The sequence below is a fragment of the Stenotrophomonas oahuensis genome, assembly GCF_031834595.1.
Classification (GTDB): domain Bacteria; phylum Pseudomonadota; class Gammaproteobacteria; order Xanthomonadales; family Xanthomonadaceae; genus Stenotrophomonas; species Stenotrophomonas oahuensis.
In genome coordinates, this window is sequence record NZ_CP115541.1 from 2,682,725 (window position 1) to 2,699,106 (window position 16,382).

12 protein-coding genes and 10 tRNA genes are annotated in these 16,382 nt (G+C 64.2%); 20 read left to right on the plus strand and 2 right to left on the minus strand.

The window, feature by feature from the left end:
• Positions 1–67 precede the first annotated feature (67 nt).
• Entirely contained in the window at positions 68–1,708 is a 1,641-nt protein-coding gene (locus PDM29_RS20995; RefSeq protein ID WP_343237510.1) for a M48 family metalloprotease, read from the minus strand.
• Positions 1,709–1,863: 155 nt separating this feature from the next.
• Here PDM29_RS20995 and grxC point away from each other — a divergent pair, with 155 nt between their 5' ends.
• The 3 genes from grxC to PDM29_RS11840 all read left to right on the plus strand — a co-directional run bounded on the left by grxC (position 1,864) and on the right by PDM29_RS11840 (position 3,717).
• The gene (gene grxC / locus PDM29_RS11830; protein WP_311190336.1) at positions 1,864–2,160 is read left to right on the plus strand and encodes a glutaredoxin 3; all 297 of its coding nucleotides are present in this window, start codon (positions 1,864–1,866) and stop codon (positions 2,158–2,160) included.
• Positions 2,157–2,549 carry a carboxymuconolactone decarboxylase family protein gene (locus PDM29_RS11835; RefSeq protein ID WP_311190337.1) on the plus strand — a complete coding sequence of 131 codons (393 nt, stop codon included), beginning with the start codon at positions 2,157–2,159 and terminating at the stop codon, positions 2,547–2,549. Before grxC ends, PDM29_RS11835 begins: the two co-directional genes overlap by 4 nt.
• Positions 2,550–2,709: 160 nt before the next feature.
• On the plus strand, positions 2,710–3,717 hold the full coding sequence (locus tag PDM29_RS11840; protein WP_311190338.1) for an isocitrate dehydrogenase: 1,008 nt from the start codon (positions 2,710–2,712) through the stop codon (positions 3,715–3,717).
• Positions 3,718–3,839: 122 nt separating this feature from the next.
• Here the strand turns inward: PDM29_RS11840 and PDM29_RS11845 are convergent, their stop codons facing one another.
• Positions 3,840–4,598 (minus strand): Bax inhibitor-1/YccA family protein, encoded by a 759-nt coding sequence (locus PDM29_RS11845; protein WP_311190339.1) that lies wholly within the window; start codon positions 4,596–4,598, stop codon positions 3,840–3,842.
• Between the two features lie 196 nt (positions 4,599–4,794).
• Here PDM29_RS11845 and PDM29_RS11850 point away from each other — a divergent pair.
• The 17 genes from PDM29_RS11850 (at position 4,795) to PDM29_RS11930 (ending at position 16,241) form a co-directional block, all read left to right on the plus strand.
• Positions 4,795–4,871 (plus strand) — tRNA-Pro (locus tag PDM29_RS11850).
• 41 nt (positions 4,872–4,912) lie between these two features.
• Positions 4,913–4,989: transfer RNA gene (locus PDM29_RS11855), tRNA-Arg, on the plus strand.
• A gap of 44 nt (positions 4,990–5,033) precedes the next feature.
• Positions 5,034–5,110 (plus strand) — tRNA-His (locus PDM29_RS11860).
• 83 nt (positions 5,111–5,193) lie between these two features.
• Positions 5,194–5,269: transfer RNA gene (locus tag PDM29_RS11865), tRNA-Lys, on the plus strand.
• 271 nt (positions 5,270–5,540) lie between these two features.
• Positions 5,541–5,616, plus strand: a tRNA-Lys gene (locus tag PDM29_RS11870).
• Positions 5,617–6,239: 623 nt separating this feature from the next.
• Positions 6,240–6,611 carry a hypothetical protein gene (locus PDM29_RS11875; RefSeq protein WP_311190340.1) on the plus strand — a complete coding sequence of 124 codons (372 nt, stop codon included), beginning with the start codon at positions 6,240–6,242 and terminating at the stop codon, positions 6,609–6,611.
• A gap of 222 nt (positions 6,612–6,833) precedes the next feature.
• Positions 6,834–6,918 (plus strand) — tRNA-Leu (locus PDM29_RS11880).
• A gap of 231 nt (positions 6,919–7,149) precedes the next feature.
• Complete coding sequence (gene tig, locus PDM29_RS11885; RefSeq protein ID WP_311190341.1) at positions 7,150–8,445, plus strand: trigger factor; 1,296 nt, start codon at positions 7,150–7,152, stop codon at positions 8,443–8,445.
• A 69-nt stretch (positions 8,446–8,514) separates the two neighbouring features.
• Positions 8,515–9,141, plus strand: coding sequence for an ATP-dependent Clp endopeptidase proteolytic subunit ClpP (gene clpP, locus PDM29_RS11890; protein WP_282295106.1), 627 nt, complete (start codon positions 8,515–8,517; stop codon positions 9,139–9,141).
• A 126-nt stretch (positions 9,142–9,267) separates the two neighbouring features.
• Entirely contained in the window at positions 9,268–10,557 is a 1,290-nt protein-coding gene (gene clpX / locus PDM29_RS11895) for an ATP-dependent Clp protease ATP-binding subunit ClpX (RefSeq protein ID WP_259209997.1), read from the plus strand.
• Between the two features lie 141 nt (positions 10,558–10,698).
• Positions 10,699–13,152, plus strand: coding sequence for an endopeptidase La (gene lon / locus PDM29_RS11900; RefSeq protein WP_311190342.1), 2,454 nt, complete (start codon positions 10,699–10,701; stop codon positions 13,150–13,152).
• A 204-nt stretch (positions 13,153–13,356) separates the two neighbouring features.
• Positions 13,357–13,629 carry an HU family DNA-binding protein gene (locus PDM29_RS11905; protein WP_311190343.1) on the plus strand — a complete coding sequence of 91 codons (273 nt, stop codon included), beginning with the start codon at positions 13,357–13,359 and terminating at the stop codon, positions 13,627–13,629.
• Between the two features lie 11 nt (positions 13,630–13,640).
• A tRNA-Val gene (locus PDM29_RS11910) sits at positions 13,641–13,715 on the plus strand.
• A 31-nt stretch (positions 13,716–13,746) separates the two neighbouring features.
• Positions 13,747–13,823, plus strand: a tRNA-Asp gene (locus PDM29_RS11915).
• 82 nt (positions 13,824–13,905) lie between these two features.
• A tRNA-Asp gene (locus PDM29_RS11920) sits at positions 13,906–13,982 on the plus strand.
• Positions 13,983–14,070: 88 nt separating this feature from the next.
• A tRNA-Asp gene (locus PDM29_RS11925) sits at positions 14,071–14,147 on the plus strand.
• Between the two features lie 120 nt (positions 14,148–14,267).
• Positions 14,268–16,241 carry a peptidyl-prolyl cis-trans isomerase gene (locus PDM29_RS11930; protein WP_311190344.1) on the plus strand — a complete coding sequence of 658 codons (1,974 nt, stop codon included), beginning with the start codon at positions 14,268–14,270 and terminating at the stop codon, positions 16,239–16,241.
• Positions 16,242–16,382: the final 141 nt, after the last annotated feature.

The following is a 16,382-nucleotide window of genomic DNA, read 5'->3' on the forward strand; positions in this document are numbered from 1 at the left end:
GCTTTCATGTCACCTTCACGCATGACCGTAGAGCCGGGCTTGCCCGGCTGCCGTTGGCGCGGTCCCGTCACCGCCGCTCCAATTCCGGATCATTGATCCCCTGCCGGCGCATCTCCAGCACCGTCGGGGTAATGCTCTCGATCCGCGCATCCACCCGTGCCCGGCCGACGTAATCCAGCTCCGGCTGCTTCTTCAGCGCCTGCAGCTGCATCAGCGCCTGTTCCGGACGGCCGTTCAGGAACGCGGCCTCGGCATAGGCCTCGCTGGCGCGGATGCTGTCCCCGGCCAGCTCGCTGGCCCGCGCGTAGCGCTGCTGGAACACCGGGTCGCTGCCACTCTGTGACAGCAGTGGCCGCAGCATCGCCTGCGCGCGCTGGCCGGCTTCGCGGCCGCCCTGCTGGTTGAGAACGTCGGCATAGGTCAGCGCCACCGGCCGGCTACCCGGGTGCTGCCGCAGCAGGGCGTCGAAGCGGGCGTTGGCCTGGGCGGTCTGTCCCGCGCGTGATTCGGCCTCACCCAGCGCCAGGGCCACCCACAGGTTGTCCGGGTGGGTGCGCAGCAGTTCGGTCAGGTCCGTCCGCGCCTGTGCGGCACCGCCTGCGCGCAGCCGGGCCAGCGCCAGACCGTACTGCTGGGCGTCGGTCAGGCCGTTCTTCTGCGCCCGCTGCAGGTTCTGGTACTCGGTGGCCAGGCTGTCCGGCGTATCCGCACTGAGCACCCGCAGGCGCTCGCGGGCCCAGTCGAACTGGCCCGAGGCCCCGCGGCTGAGCGTGTTCACCGAGAACTGCATGCCTGACGGCAGCAGCGGATTGGTGCGCCGGACCAGCGGGTCGGACAGCGCCGGATCGGCCGGGTCCACGCGTTCCTTCAGCACGCCGGTCGGGGTCTGCGTGGTCAGCAGCACCGTGTCCTTCTTCATCTGCTCGGCGCGGGCCTTGGCCTCGCTGATGCGGGTGATGTTGACCGGGTGGGTCTGCAGGAAGTCCGGCACCGAGTAGCCGCCGGCGTTGCCGCGCATCGACGCGGACATGCGTTCGAAGAACCCGGCCATGGCGTCGACGTCGTAGCCGCTGCGGGCCAGGGTACGGATGCCCAGCCGGTCGGCTTCGGATTCGTTGCTGCGGGTGTAGTTGATCTGGCGCTGCTGCATCAGCCCCATGCCCGAGCTGATCGCCGCCATGGTCGCATCGCCCGACGAATTGCCGCCGGCCTGCTGCGCGGCTACCACCGCCGCCAGCATGCCGAGCAGGATCGGAATCTGGTCGCGCTGGGCCCGTTCGACGCCGCGCAGCACATGCTGCTGGGTGACGTGGGCGATTTCGTGTGACAGCACGGCGGCCACTTCGTCCTCGCGCTCGGCCGTGAGCACCAGGCCCGCGTTGACCCCGATGTAGCCGCCCAGGGTGGCGAACGCGTTGATCTGGCGGTCGCCCATCATGAAGAACGTGTAGGACTGACGCGGCTGGGCGCTGTTGGAGCCGAGCCGGGTACCCATGGTCTGCAGCCACTCGTCCACCAGCGGGTCTTCCAGCAGCATTCCGTAGTTGCGCAGCTCGCGCAGCATCATCCCGCCGTATTCGGCCTGGCGCGCCGGGGTCAGCAGTTCACCGGCCGACGAGCCGATGTCCGGCAGCTTGGTGTCCTGGGCCTGTGCCAGCGGCACGGCCAGGGCCAGGGTCAACGCGGCAGAGAGCAGCAGAAGGCGCAAGCGGGGCTCCGGAACAGGCAGGTAGGGCGGGGCGTGCAGGCAGGGTGACAGGCGCTGTCGAAATCTGCCGTTAATCCACAGTGTTGCGGCGGTGGCATCGAAATTCCAGCGGGGCGATACCATATACAGACACTCGATCCGCTGTGGAGTTTCCCGTGAGCCAAGATGTCGCTTCCAACCCGGGCGGGAAGCCGCCCATCACCATCTATTCCACCGCCGTCTGCCCGTACTGCGTGGCCGCCAAGAACTTCCTGAAGAGCAAGGGGCAGAGCTGGACCGAAGTGCGTATCGACCTGGATCCGGCCGAGCGCCAGAAGATGATGGAGACCACCAAGCGCACCAGCGTCCCGCAGATCTTCGTCGGCGACGTTCACGTCGGCGGCTTCGACGACATGATGGCGCTGCATCAGGCCGGCAAACTTGAGCCGTTGCTGAACGGGGAGCAGGCATGAGCGCGGCGGACCAGAACAGCAAGGACCGGATCGCCGAGTTCACCGAGTTCCGCAAGCGCATGAACGAGCGCATCGTCGGCGAGCCCAACCAGGTGGTGCGGCGCTTCTTCGCGCTGGACACCCAGACCTACCAGGCCGGCGCGCTGGATGTGAAGACCAAGGAGCTGCTGGGCCTGGTCGCCTCGATGGTGCTGCGCTGCGATGACTGCATCAGCTACCACGTGGCCCAGTGCAAAGAGGCGGGCGTGACCCGTGAAGAGTTCTTCGAGACCTTCTCGGTGGGTCTGGTGGTCGGCGGTTCCATCGTCATTCCCCACCTGCGCCGCGCCGTGGACTTCCTGGACCAGCTGGAAGGCGGTGCCGCCGCCCCGGACGCCCACGAACATTGATGAACAGACGCCCGGCCCACGGTCGGGCGTTACCGGTGTGGGACCTTTGTCTATTTGGGGTCATCCGCCCGGGTGGGGCATAATTGCGGGTGAAACTTCCCTTGCGCCTGTGCTCCGGTCCCCGGACCAAGGCGCTCCCCCTGGTTCGGAATAGATATCAATGACGCAGAAAATCACGGTCATCCGCGGTGACGGCATCGGCCCGGAAATCATGGACGCCACGCTCTTCGTGCTCGACAAGCTGAACGCCGGGCTGGAATACGAAGAAGCCGACGCAGGCCTGGTCGCCCTGGAAAAGCACGGCGACCTGATGCCGGCCTCCACCCTGGAATCGATCGCCCGCAACAAGATCGCCCTGAAGAGCCCGCTGACCACGCCGGTCGGTGGTGGCTTCACCTCGATCAACGTCAGCCTGCGTCGTCATTTCGACCTGTACGCCAACGTCCGTCCGGCAACCTCGTTCCCGAACACCAAGTCGCGTTTCGGCGACGGCGTGAACCTGATCACCGTGCGTGAGAACACCGAAGGTGCGTACCTGGCGGAAGGCCAGGAGGTGTCCGCCGACGGCGAAACCGCCTTCTCCGGCACCCGCATCACCCGCAAGGGTTCGGACCGCATCGTCCGTTACGCTTTCGAGCTGGCCCGCAGCACCGGCCGCAAGAAGGTCACCGCCGTGCACAAGGCCAACATCATCAAGTCGACCTCGGGCCTGTTCCTGAATGTCGCCCGTGAAGTGGCTGCCGAGTACCCGGACATCGAGTTCCAGGAAATGATCGTCGACAACTGCTGCATGCAGCTGGTGATGCGTCCGGAACAGTTCGACATCATCGTCACCACCAACCTGTTCGGCGACATCATCTCCGACCTGTGCGCCGGCCTCGTCGGCGGCCTGGGCCTGGCCCCGGGTGCCAACATCGGCAAGGACGCGGCGATCTTCGAAGCCGTGCACGGTACCGCGCCGGACATCGCCGGCCAGGGCAAGGCCAATCCCTGCGCGCTGCTGCTGGCTGCCGCGCAGCTGCTGGACCACGTGGGTCAGCCGGAAAACGCCGAGCGCCTGCGCAAGGCCATCGTCGCTACCCTGGAAGCCAAGGACTCGCTGACCGGCGACCTCGGTGGCACCGGCAACACCATGGGCTTCGCCCAGGCGATCGCCAGCCGCCTGTAAGCGACATCACGTAGAGCCGGGCTTGCCCGGCTTGCATGAAAAAGGCACCCGCAAGGGTGCCTTTTTCGTTCGCGTTGTGTCCCGGTAGCGCCGGCCGTTGGCCGGCACCCCGCGAATCAGAATCAACGTTGCTGGATCTTCGACAGCAGGCGCAGGAACTCCACGTACAGCCACACCAGCGTCACCATCAGGCCGAACGCGCCGTACCACTCCATGTACTTCGGCGCACCGGCTTCCACGCCGCTTTCGATGAAGTCGAAATCCAGCACCAGGTTCAGCGCGGCCACGACCACCACGAACAGGCTGAAGGCAATGCCCAGCCAGCTGGCTTCATGGATCACCGGCACGTTGATGTTGAAGAAGCCCAGCACGAAGGAGGCCAGGTAGAGCAGGGCGATGCCGCCGGTGGCCGCCACCACGCCCAGCTTGAAGTTCTCGGTGGCCTTGATGATGCCGCTGCGGTAGGCGAACAGCAGCGCGAACAGGGTGCCGAAGGTCAGCAGCACGGCCTGGAACACGATGCCCGGGAAGCGCATTTCAAAGATCGCCGAGATCGCGCCCAGGAAGAAGCCTTCCACCAGCGCGTAGGCCGGAGCCGTCACCGGCGACCACTCCTTCTTGAATACCGTTACGAGTGCCAGGATCAGGCCGCCCACGGCACCGCCGATGGCGTAGAGCTTCGCGGCGGGATTGATCTGCCCGTCCAGGCCGACGGTCTGGCTCCAGGCGAAGGCGGCGGTCAGCACGGTCAGCAGCAACAGGATGCCGGTCTTGTTGACCGTGCCGTTTAGGGTCATGGCCTGGTCCGGCCGGGCCACGACGGCACCGCTGGACAGGTCCAGGAACGTCGATTCGGAAAGGGCGGGGTTGCCGCTGCGCATTGCCAATCTCCTTGAAAGGTGTGGATGGAGGCCGTCCGGCCGCTGGGGCGAGCATAGTGGAGCGGGCCGTCTGTCGGCTACCGCGCCTGCCTCCCGAGCGATGTTTGTGAAAATTTGTGTGAAAACCGTTGACAGATGCCTCGCTGGTTCCCAAAATAGCCGACTCTTTCGGGGGCAACCTCGAGGGATTTACCGCCGGGGTATAGCGCAGTCTGGTAGCGCGCCTGCTTTGGGAGCAGGATGTCGGGGGTTCGAATCCCTCTACCCCGACCAATCTGCTCAAAACGGGATTGGAATGCGACAATCCGGCATGAGCGCCCGTAGCTCAACTGGATAGAGCACCGGCCTTCTAAGCCGGCGGTTACAGGTTCGATTCCTGTCGGGCGCGCCATCTGGCGCATGCGTCAGGAGGCAATGATTCAAAAGGTTTCAGTGGTGGCTGTAGCTCAGTTGGTTAGAGTACCGGATTGTGATTCCGGTGGTCGGGGGTTCGAATCCCCTCAGCCACCCCACTGTTTCAAGGCCAGGTGCGCCGAAGGCGCTTCCGGGTTGCAGAAAAAGGCGAAATCGTTACAATGATCGCCTGAGTTTTTCAGGGCTGTTAGCTCAGTTGGTAGAGCAGTTGACTCTTAATCAATAGGTCCAAGGTTCGAATCCTTGACAGCCCACCAAGACAGAAGCCGCCGGATACGTCCGGCGGCTTTTTTCTTGCCTGCAGTTCAGTGGCGGTGGCGCGAATGGATGGTCGGCGCGACGCGCATGGCGCGTCGCTACCGGATGTGGACGGGTAGGGTCGATCGACAGACGACCGCCGATATCGCCCCCGGGTTCTTTAATGCATGGACCCAGGATCCGAGAGTGCTTTTCGCGACACAACCCGGCATTCAAAAAAACGCTTGCAACCCCATGTCGCAATGCGCCATAATTCGCCTCCCGATTTTCGGGCTGTTAGCTCAGTTGGTAGAGCAGTTGACTCTTAATCAATAGGTCCAAGGTTCGAATCCTTGACAGCCCACCAAGACAGAAGCCGCCTGGTCCGCCAGGCGGCTTTTTTCTTGTCTTCGATCTGGCATCGTGCAGCCACGCAGGGCGTGGCTCTACGCGTGGATGTGGCCCACGAGGTTCCTCGCGGGATGCCATCTGGCGCAGTGCATGGGGCGGTGCGATGGGCACGCGCATGGCGCGTCGCTACGCGGTGCTGGTCGGGTAGAGTCGGTCGATAGACGACTGCCGATAGCCTGTCCCGATGCTTTAACGCATGGCTCCGGCCGAAGCGACGGCTTTTCCGGAAGGAGTGATAGTCTCTTGCCTCGTCCCTTCAGCGGGCCAGGAATGCGGTGGTCTATTCCCCTCCCAGCGTTTTGCGCCAGTGGTCTTCTGACGATCCCGCAGGGGAGCTCCACCAGCTCTCTGTGCTGGACGACCGCACGGTCTGCTGCGCCTACGGCCGATACGCGCACGCATCGGGTTCGACGGCATGCTCCTGGTTGGAGTTCATCGAAGGCCGGCTCGACGGAGTTGTCCTGCAGGAACTCGGTGCCGCCACGCTTTTCCAGGCACGGGAATTTGTCGTGAATGCAGCACGCGCTGCGTAAGCTCCTGATCAGTAGCGCGTCCGTCAACACAGAACGGTAACTTTCGATGCAATTCGTCCGCTCCAATGGTTACCTTACGGTTGTCCGGATCACCGGTCCCAAGCACAACCTTCTGGGTCTACGGATTGGCGAGCCTGAGACTTCCCGTCCCGCCTGCGAGAGTCTGCCGCCGGTGGGCTGCTGCGCGCATGGCGAGTTGGATGAGGAGTGCCTCGTCGATGCGGTGCTGGAGGGGGTGGATGCGGCGAATGCGGAACTTGGTGCCGCGTACCGCGTTTCGCATGTTCGATATGTTGAGAACGACTCCCCTCCCGTGCGCACCTATACATTGCTGGCGTATCAGGTCGTTCGGCACCTGCATGCGGGTGGAGTGTTTCTTGACGGCGTGCAGGCGGCAGACGTGCCTCAGGCCGGTTGACGTGCTTGCCACTTCGGGCGGTCAAGGCGCTCCGTTCCCATGCCATGCGTTAAAGAGTGTGGAGCCGATATCGGCCGTCGTCTGTCGACTGACGCTACCAACGGGGCAGCGGTAGCGAGCAGAGGGCGGCGAACAGCGGGCAGGGCGTGCCGGGCGGCCAGCAAGCCATCCCGCCCGCCGTCGAGCCAGTGACGGCCCGCTTCCCCTATAATGCCGCCCTGCGCGAAAGTGGCGGAATTGGTAGACGCCCTGGATTTAGGTTCCAGTGCCGCAAGGCGTGGGGGTTCGAGTCCCCCCTTTCGCACCACAGACCCGGCTGGGGCCGGGCTGTTCTGAGGGTACGTCCCGCACGACGGGAGACGGTCTGCCCACCCTGAACGGGGGGCCGGATTGACGCTTCTGGCCCTGTGCTGGCGGCGCTGCCCGATATCGGCCAAACTACAGGGCTGCGGCGGGATTGTGCGTCCACGGTCCCGTCTCCAAAACCCGTTTAATCCACATCAGTGCCGGGGCTGCGCCACCGGTGGCAGGAGTCAACATGCAAGCTTCGATCGAATCCACCGGCAATCTGGAACGCCGCCTGACCTTCTCGCTGCCGGAAGAGCGCCTGCAGACGCACATCAGCGGCCGCCTGGGCGAAATCGCCCGCACCGCGCGCATCAAGGGCTTCCGCCCGGGCAAGGTGCCGGCCAAGGTGATCGAGCAGCGCTTCGGCGCGCAGGTGCGCAATGAAGCGCTGGACGGCCTGCTGCGTGAAACCTTCGACGCCGCCGTTCGCGAGCACGACCTGCGTATCGCCGGTGCCCCGCGCATCGACAAGGGCGACGAAGGCGAGTTCTCCTTCGTGGCCACCGTGGAACTGATCCCGGACTTCGGCGACGTCGACGTCAGCAAGCTGACCGTCGTGCGCCACACCGCCGAGATCTCCGACGCCGACATCGACCAGATGATCACCAACCTGCGCGAACAGCGCCGCAGCTGGAGCCCGGTCACCCGCGGTGCCCAGGACGGCGACCTGGTCGCGCTGGAAACCTTCTCGCAGGCTGGCGATGAGCGCCTGCCGGCCGAAGGCACCGAAAAGGGCAGCGTGGTCATCGGCCAGGGCATGATGTTCGACCAGATCGAAAAGGGCCTGGTCGGCCTGGCCAAGGGTGAAGAAAAGACCCTGGACGTCGAATTCCCGGCCGACTGGCGCGTTCCGGCCCTGGCCGGCAAGCAGGTCCAGGTCACCGTGAAGGCGGTGGACGTGTCCGAGCCGGTGCTGCCGGAAGTGGATACCGACTTCATCAAGAGCTTCGGCGTGAAGGGCGGCGACCTGGAGCAGTTCCGCAAGGACATCCGTGCCAACCTGGAGCGCGAACTGAAGGGCGCGCTGATGAACCGCCTGCGCCGCGAAGTGGGCGAGCAGCTGATCGCCGCCTACGCCTCGGTGGAAATGCCGCCGCGTCTGGTCGAGAACGAAGCCCGCGCCATGCTGGCGCAGCAGGTCGAGCAGATCCGTCGCAGCGGCCGCAACCCGGGCGACGTCCCGGCAGACGCCCACGAAGGCTTCAAGGACGCTGCTGCCAAGCGCGTGCTGGTCGGCCTGCTGGTCGGCGAAGTGGCCCGCAAGAACGACCTGCGCCTGGACCCCAAGCGCCTGAACGAAACCATGCGCCTGATCGCTTCGACCTACGAAGAGCCGGAACAGGTCATTGAGATGTACCGCAACGACCCCCAGCTGATGAGTGGTCTGCAGAACCGCGTGATGGAAGAGCAGGTGATCGACTGGATCGCCGAGCGCGCCCAGCACACCGAGCAGGCCCTGTCGTTCCAGGACGCCATCCGCCAGTAAGCGGGCGGCGTCACAGGCCCCGCGCTTCGGCGCGGGGTGTTTTCCCCCTACTTAATAGGTGCCCCAGTAATGGACAACGTAACCAAAGCCCTGAACATGGTGCCGATGGTGGTCGAACAGACCAGCCGCGGCGAGCGCGCCTATGACATCTATTCGCGCCTGTTGAAGGAGCGTCTGATCTTCCTGGTCGGCCCCATCGACGACCACATGGCCAACGTGGTGGTGGCGCAGCTGCTGTTCCTGGAAGCGGACAATCCGGAAAAGGACATCAGCATCTACATCAACTCGCCGGGTGGCGTAGTCACCGCAGGTATGGCCATTTACGACACCATGCAGTACATCAAGCCGGACGTGAGCACCATCTGCGTCGGCCAGGCCGCCTCGATGGGCGCGCTGCTGCTGGCGTCGGGTGCGGCCGGCAAGCGCTATGCGCTGCCGAACTCGCGGGTGATGATCCACCAGCCGCTGGGCGGTTTCCAGGGTCAGGCCACGGACATCGACATCCACGCCCGTGAAATCCTGACCCTGCGTTCGCGCCTGAACGAAGTGCTGGCCAAGCACACCGGCCAGTCGCTGGAAACCATCGCCCGCGATACCGAGCGTGACAACTTCAAGAGCGCCGCCGACGCCGTGGCCTATGGCCTGGTGGACCAGGTGCTGGAGCGTCGCCCGGAAGAGTCGATCACCCCGGCGTAACGGTAGTGCCAGGCCGGGCAACCGGCCTGTTTCCGCGGGGTCGGGCTGGACTGGTGTCCACCCGGCCCTGTGCTATTCTCGAATCGAACCCCCGTTCAGCGGGTGGGGTAACTGGGTAAGCGAAGCATGAGCGAAGACCGCCAAGGTCGTTCCACGGACACCGGCAAGATCCTCTACTGCTCCTTCTGCGGGAAGAGCCAGCATGAGGTGCGCAAGCTGATTGCGGGCCCGAGCGTGTTCATCTGCGATGAGTGCGTGGAGCTGTGCAACGACATCATCCGCGAAGAACTTGAGGAAAAGGCGCAGTCGGCGCGCAGTTCGCTGCCCAAGCCGCGCGAGATCCTCGAGGTCCTCGACCAGTACGTCATCGGTCAGAACCGCGCCAAGCGGACGCTGGCGGTGGCGGTGTACAACCACTACAAGCGCATCGAGAGCCGCCAGAAGAACGACGAAGTCGAACTGGCGAAGTCGAACATCCTGCTGGTCGGTCCGACCGGTTCGGGCAAGACCCTGCTGGCTGAAACCCTGGCCCGCCTGCTCAACGTGCCGTTCACCATGGCCGACGCCACCACGCTGACCGAAGCCGGTTACGTGGGCGAGGACGTGGAAAACATCATCCAGAAGCTGCTGCAGAAGTGCGACTACGACGTCGAGAAGGCGCAGCAGGGCATCGTCTACATCGATGAAATCGACAAGATCTCGCGCAAGAGCGAGAACCCGTCGATCACCCGCGATGTGTCCGGCGAAGGCGTCCAGCAGGCCCTGCTGAAGCTGATCGAAGGCACCGTGGCCAGCGTGCCGCCGCAGGGCGGTCGCAAGCACCCGCAGCAGGAATTCCTGCAGGTCGACACCAAGAACATCCTGTTCATCTGCGGCGGCGCATTCGCCGGGCTGGACAAGGTGATCCAGGCCCGCTCCAACGACGCCGGCGGCATCGGCTTCGGTGCGAAGGTGAAGAGTTCCGAGCGCAAGCAGGAAGTGGGCAAGGTGCTGGCCGAAGTCGAGCCGGAAGACCTGATCAAGTTCGGCCTGATTCCGGAGTTCGTCGGCCGCCTGCCGGTCGTGGCCACCCTGGAAGAGCTGGACGAAGCCGCCCTGGTCAGGATCCTGACCGAGCCCAAGAACGCCATCACCAAGCAGTTCAAGAAGCTGTTCGAGATGGAGCACGTGGAGCTGGAATTCCGCCCGGACGCCCTGTCGGCCATTGCCCGCAAGGCGCTCAAGCGCAAGACCGGTGCTCGTGGCCTGCGCACGATCGTTGAATCGGTCCTGCTGGACACCATGTACGACCTGCCTTCGGCCGAAAACGTCAGCAAGGTCGTGGTGGATGAATCGGTGATTGAACACAAGTCCGAGCCCTACCTGATCTACCAGACCCCGCCCGCCCCTGAACAGAAGGCGGCCGGCGCTGAATAATCATTCAACCGTTTGAATTGAATGATTTTTTTCAGAGCAGCTTGCATCCTGATGCCGATGGCCCCATAACGGGGCCATCGGCTTTTTTGTATCCGGGTGAGGCTGCCCGGAGGCCATCCCCACTGTTCCATTGGAGCCCCTATGGCCCGTTCCCCAAGTGAGACTCTCGACCTGCCGGTTCTGCCGCTGCGTGACGTGGTGGTGTTCCCGCACATGGTCATTCCGCTGTTCGTCGGTCGCGACAAGTCCATGCATGCCCTGGAGCAGGCCATGGTCGCCGACAAGCGCATCCTGCTGCTGGCGCAGAAGTCGGCCGAAACCGACGACCCTGCCGCGGCTGACCTGTATCAGGTCGGTACGCTGGCCCAGGTACTGCAGCTGCTGAAGCTGCCCGACGGCACCATCAAGGTGCTGGTCGAAGGCCTGGCGCGCGTCAACGTCACCCAGGTCACCGAGCGCGACGGCGCGCTGCACGGCGTAGGCCAGGAGATCGAATCCGACGACGCCCGCGAACCACGCGAGGTCGAAGCCATCGCGCGCTCGCTGATGTCGCTGTTCGAGCAGTACGTCAAGACCAACCGCAAGCTGCCGCCGGAGCTGCTGCAGACCCTGTCCGGCATCGATGAACCGGCGCGTCTGGCCGACACCATCGCCGCGCACATCAGCGTGCGCCTGGCCGACAAGCAGCGCCTGCTGGAAACCCTGCAGACCAGCGAGCGGCTGGAAATGCTGGTCGGCCTGGTCGACGGCGAAATCGACGTGCAGCAGATGGAAAAGCGCATCCGCGGCCGTGTGAAGTCGCAGATGGAAAAGAGCCAGCGCGAGTACTACCTCAATGAGCAGATGAAGGCCATCCAGAAAGAACTGGGTGACCTGGACGACGCGCCCGGCGAGATGGACGAGCTGGCCCGCAAGATCGCCGAAGCCGGCATGCCCAAGCCGGTCGAAACCAAGGCCAAGGCCGAGCTGACCAAGCTCAAGCAGATGTCGCCGATGTCGGCCGAAGCCGCGGTCGTGCGCAACTACCTGGACTGGCTGCTGGGCGTGCCGTGGAAAAAGCGCACCAAGGTCCGCAAGGACCTCAAGGTTGCCCAGGACACCCTGGATGCCGACCACTTCGGTCTGGACAAGGTCAAGGACCGCATTCTGGAATACCTTGCAGTGCAGTCGCGGGTGAAGCAGATGAAGGGCCCGATCCTGTGCCTGGTCGGTCCGCCGGGCGTGGGCAAGACCTCGCTGGGTCAGTCCATCGCCAAGGCCACCAACCGCAAGTTCGTGCGCATGTCGCTCGGCGGCGTGCGCGACGAAGCGGAAATCCGTGGGCACCGTCGTACCTATGTCGGCTCGATGCCGGGTCGCATCGTGCAGAACCTCAACAAGGTGGGCAGCAAGAACGCGCTGTTCGTGCTCGATGAAATCGACAAGATGTCGATGGACTTCCGTGGCGACCCGTCCTCGGCGCTGCTGGAAGTGCTCGACCCCGAACAGAACAACGCGTTCAACGACCACTACCTGGAAGTGGACCTGGACCTGTCCGAAGTGATGTTCGTGGCGACCTCCAACTCGCTCAACATCCCCGGCCCGCTGCTGGACCGCATGGAAGTGATCCGCATCCCGGGTTACACCGAGGATGAAAAGCTCAACATCGCCATGCGCTACCTGGTGCCCAAGCAGCTCAAGGCCAATGGCCTGAAGCCGGAGGAACTGGAAATCGCCAGCGACGCCATCCAGGACGTGGTGCGTTACTACACGCGCGAATCGGGTGTGCGCAACCTTGAACGCGAAATCGCCAAGATCTGCCGCAAGGTGGTCAAGGAAATCGCGCTGGCCGGCCCGCAGCCGGCGGCCAAGGCGAAGAAGGGTGCACGCAAGGCCAAGGCGCTGGTCACGGTGAACGGCAAGAACCTCGACAAGTACCTGGGCGTGCGTCGCTTCGACTTCGGCCGTGCCGAAGAACAGAACGAAATCGGCCTGGTCACCGGCCTGGCGTGGACCGAAGTCGGTGGTGACCTGCTGCAGATCGAATCCACCCTGGTGCCGGGCAAGGGCGCGCTGATCCTCACCGGTCAGCTCGGCAACGTGATGAAGGAATCGGCGTCGGCGGCGCTGTCGGTGGTGCGTTCGCGCGCGGTCGGCTTTGGCATCGACCCCGAGTTCCTGCAGAAGCACGACGTGCACGTGCACGTGCCCGATGGTGCCACGCCCAAGGACGGTCCCAGTGCCGGCATCGCCATGGTCACCTCGCTGGTATCGATGCTGACCAAGGTGCCGATCCGGGCCGACGTCGCCATGACCGGTGAGATCACCCTGCGCGGTCGTGTCACCGCCATCGGCGGGCTCAAGGAGAAGCTGCTGGCCGCCCTGCGCGGTGGCATCCGCACCGTCATCATCCCCGAGGAGAACCGCAAGGACCTGGCCGACATTCCCGCCAACGTGACGCGCGACCTCGAGATCGTGCCGGTGAAGTGGATCGAAGAGGTGCTGGACATCGCCCTGGAGACGCCGCTGACCCCGAAGAAGGCCAAGAAGGCGAAGCCGCCGGTCGCGGTTCGCAACCGCGGCAAGACAGCTTCCAACGCGCGCGTCAAGCACTGACGCGCGTAGCTGAACCCTCTGAAACCCGCGTCGTTATTGGCTTTTCAGCTTGCGTGGGGTAGGGGGCACTGGTATAAAAGCACCACTCGCAAGTGAGCACATTGCTGACTGGGGCGAACGAATCACGGGCATCCGGGCAGTACAACGGGTTCGGATGCTTCACTGTCTAACACGCGGAAATCCCCGCTAAAGGAGCTGTACAGAATGAACAAGACCGAATTGATCGACGCCGTGGCTGAAAACGCCGACCTGACCAAGGCCGAAGCCAACCGCGCTGTCGATGCAGTCGTTGCTGCCATCACCAAGGCACTGAAGGGCGGCGACGCCGTGACCCTGGTGGGCTTCGGTACGTTCCAGGTGCGCGACCGCGCTGCCCGTACCGGCCGCAACCCGAAGACCGGCGACACCATCAAGATCGCTGCTTCGAAGAATCCGTCGTTCAAGGCTGGCAAAGCCCTGAAGGATGCCGTAAACTAAGCGGCTTGCTGGGGTGCTTAGCTCAGCGGTAGAGCGTCTCCTTTACACGGAGAGGGTCGGGGGTTCGAAACCCTCAGCACCCACCAGGCACTGCCAGTAGATGGTTTTTGAAAGTGTGGAGCGGTAGTTCAGCTGGTTAGAATGCTGGCCTGTCACGCCGGAGGTCGCGGGTTCGAGTCCCGTCCGCTCCGCCACTCATCAGGGCCCTCGAGCAATCGGGGGCCTTGTTTTCTCCAACGACATTGCGTTGTCGGGGAAAACAGAAAGGTAAAACGCGGAGCGGTAGTTCAGCTGGTTAGAATGCTGGCCTGTCACGCCGGAGGTCGCGGGTTCGAGTCCCGTCCGCTCCGCCAGTTTCAAAAAAATCCTCGAAAAGTGTTAATTCGGGGTAGGTTTTCTTCACATCTTCGGATATGATGAGCGCCTGCAAAGTTTCAGCGCGGAGCGGTAGTTCAGCTGGTTAGAATGCTGGCCTGTCACGCCGGAGGTCGCGGGTTCGAGTCCCGTCCGCTCCGCCAACTTTTGAAAGCCCCTGGTGAAAACCAGGGGCTTTTCTTTTGCCCGCGGGGCGGGCAGTTGGGGCGTGGCGCGAAGCGGGTTACACTGCCGGGCTCGCCAATCAGGCCTTGATTTCACTCATGCTGCAGAAACTCCGCGACAAGACCTCGGGCTGGATCGTCACCGTGATCCTGGGGCTGCTGATGATTCCCTTCCTGTTCGTGATCGACAACAGCTACCTTGGTGGCGTTGGCGCACAGAACGTGGCCAAGGTGTCCGCACCGCCGACCTGGTGGCGTTCGGCTCCGGGCTGGTGGCCGATGTCGCTGCTGTGGGAGCACCACGAGATCAGTTCCAACGATTTCCGCACCCGCTTCGAGCAGGCGCGCAGCCAGGCAAGCGCGCAGCAGGGTGAAAACTTCGACCCGCGCAAGTTTGAAAGCACCGAAAGCAAGCTGGAAGTGCTGGACCAGATGATCGACGAGCAGGTCATGCGCCTGTCCGGCGAACAGGCCGGGCTGGTCATCAGCGACGCTGCCGTGCGTGAAACCATCGCCTCCATTCCGGCCTTCCTCAATCAGGAAGGCAAGTTCGATGGCACCCAGTATCGTGCGACCCTGGCGGCCGGCAACCCGCCGCGCACGCCGGCGCAGTTCGAGGCGCAGGTCCGCGAAAGCCTGCAGACCTCCATCATTCCGGCTGCGCTGCAGGGCGCGGGCTTTGTCACCGCCGCCGATGCCGACCGCCTGATGAAGCTGCTGGGCGAAACCCGCGACGTGGAACTGGCCGCGCTGCCGGAACTGCCGGCCGACACCGCCGAGGTGACCGACGCGCAGATCAAGGCCTGGTACGACGGCCACACCAAGGACTTCCGCCAGCCGGAAACCGTCAGCCTGGAATACGTGGAAATCAACGCCGCCACGCTGCCGGCAGCCACCGCCGCTGACGAAGCCACGCTGCGCAAGCGCTACGAAGACGAGAAGGCGCGCTTCGGCACCCAGGAAACCCGTCTGGCCTCGCACATTCTGTTTGCCGCCGACGCCAGCGACGCCGCTGCGATGAAGGCTGCCGAACAAAAGGCCACCGCGATTGCCGCTCAGGCCAAGGCCCCGGGCGCGGACTTCGCCGCGCTGGCCAAGGCCAACTCCGACGACACCGGCTCCAAGCAGGGCGGTGGCGATCTCGGCTGGGTGGAGCGCGGCGTGATGGTGAAGCCGTTCGAAGACGCGCTGTTTGCGATGAAGGCCGGCGAGATCTCCGGTCCGGTCAAGACCGACTTCGGCTACCACGTGCTGCAGTTGCGCGAGATCAAGCCCGGTCAGGCACGTTCGTTCGAAGAAGTGCGCGACCAGCTTGCCGCCGAGCAGCTCAAGGCCGACAGCGAAGGCAAGTTCAGCCAGCTCAGCGGCCGTCTGGTCGATGAGGTCTACAAGAATCCGTCCTCGCTGACGGCCGCGGCTGAAACCCTGAAGCTGCCGGTGCAGACCGTTGGCCCGTTCACCCGCGAAACCGCCAGTGGCATCGTGGCCAACCCGGCCGTGCTGCGTGCGGCGTTCTCCGACGTGCTGACCCAGGACGGCACGGTCAGCGACCCGATCGAAATCGCGCCGAACCACAGCGTCATGATCCGCGTCACCGAGCACAGCCCGGAGCAGGCCCTGCCGCTGGACAAGGCCCGCGACCAGGTCATTGCCGCCATCCGTGCTGACCGCACCCGTCAGGCGTCTGAGAAGGCTGCTGACGCCGTGCTGGCCAAGCTCAAGGCCGGCCAGACCCTCCAGGCCGTCGCGGCCGAAGACAAGCTGCAGGTCAGCCCGCTGCCGGGCCTGCCGCGCACCCAGCCGGTGCCGACCCCGGAAATCAACCGCGCCATCTTCGCCGCCGCACAGCCGGCCGAAGGCAAGCCGACTTACGGCAAGGTCGATGTGCAGGGTCGCTACGTGGTCTTTGCGGTGAACAAGGTCACCCCGGCCAACCTGGACGAAGTGCCCGCCGAGCAGAAGCAGCAGTTCAAGCAGCAGCTCGAACAGCTGGACGGCATGTCGGCCGCGCAGGACTTTGTGAAGAACGCCCGCAAGCGCTTCAAAGTGCAAACCGAAGAGAGCAACCTTTAACCGACACCTTCGGTGCCGATCAAAGGTTCTTCGGTTTGCCCACGCATTTCACCTTAACCCCGCGCCTGTCGGCGCGCCCCCTTCAACAAGAAGGGGGCTTTCCACCAGATGCATGTCGTAGAGCCGGGCTTGCCCGGCTGG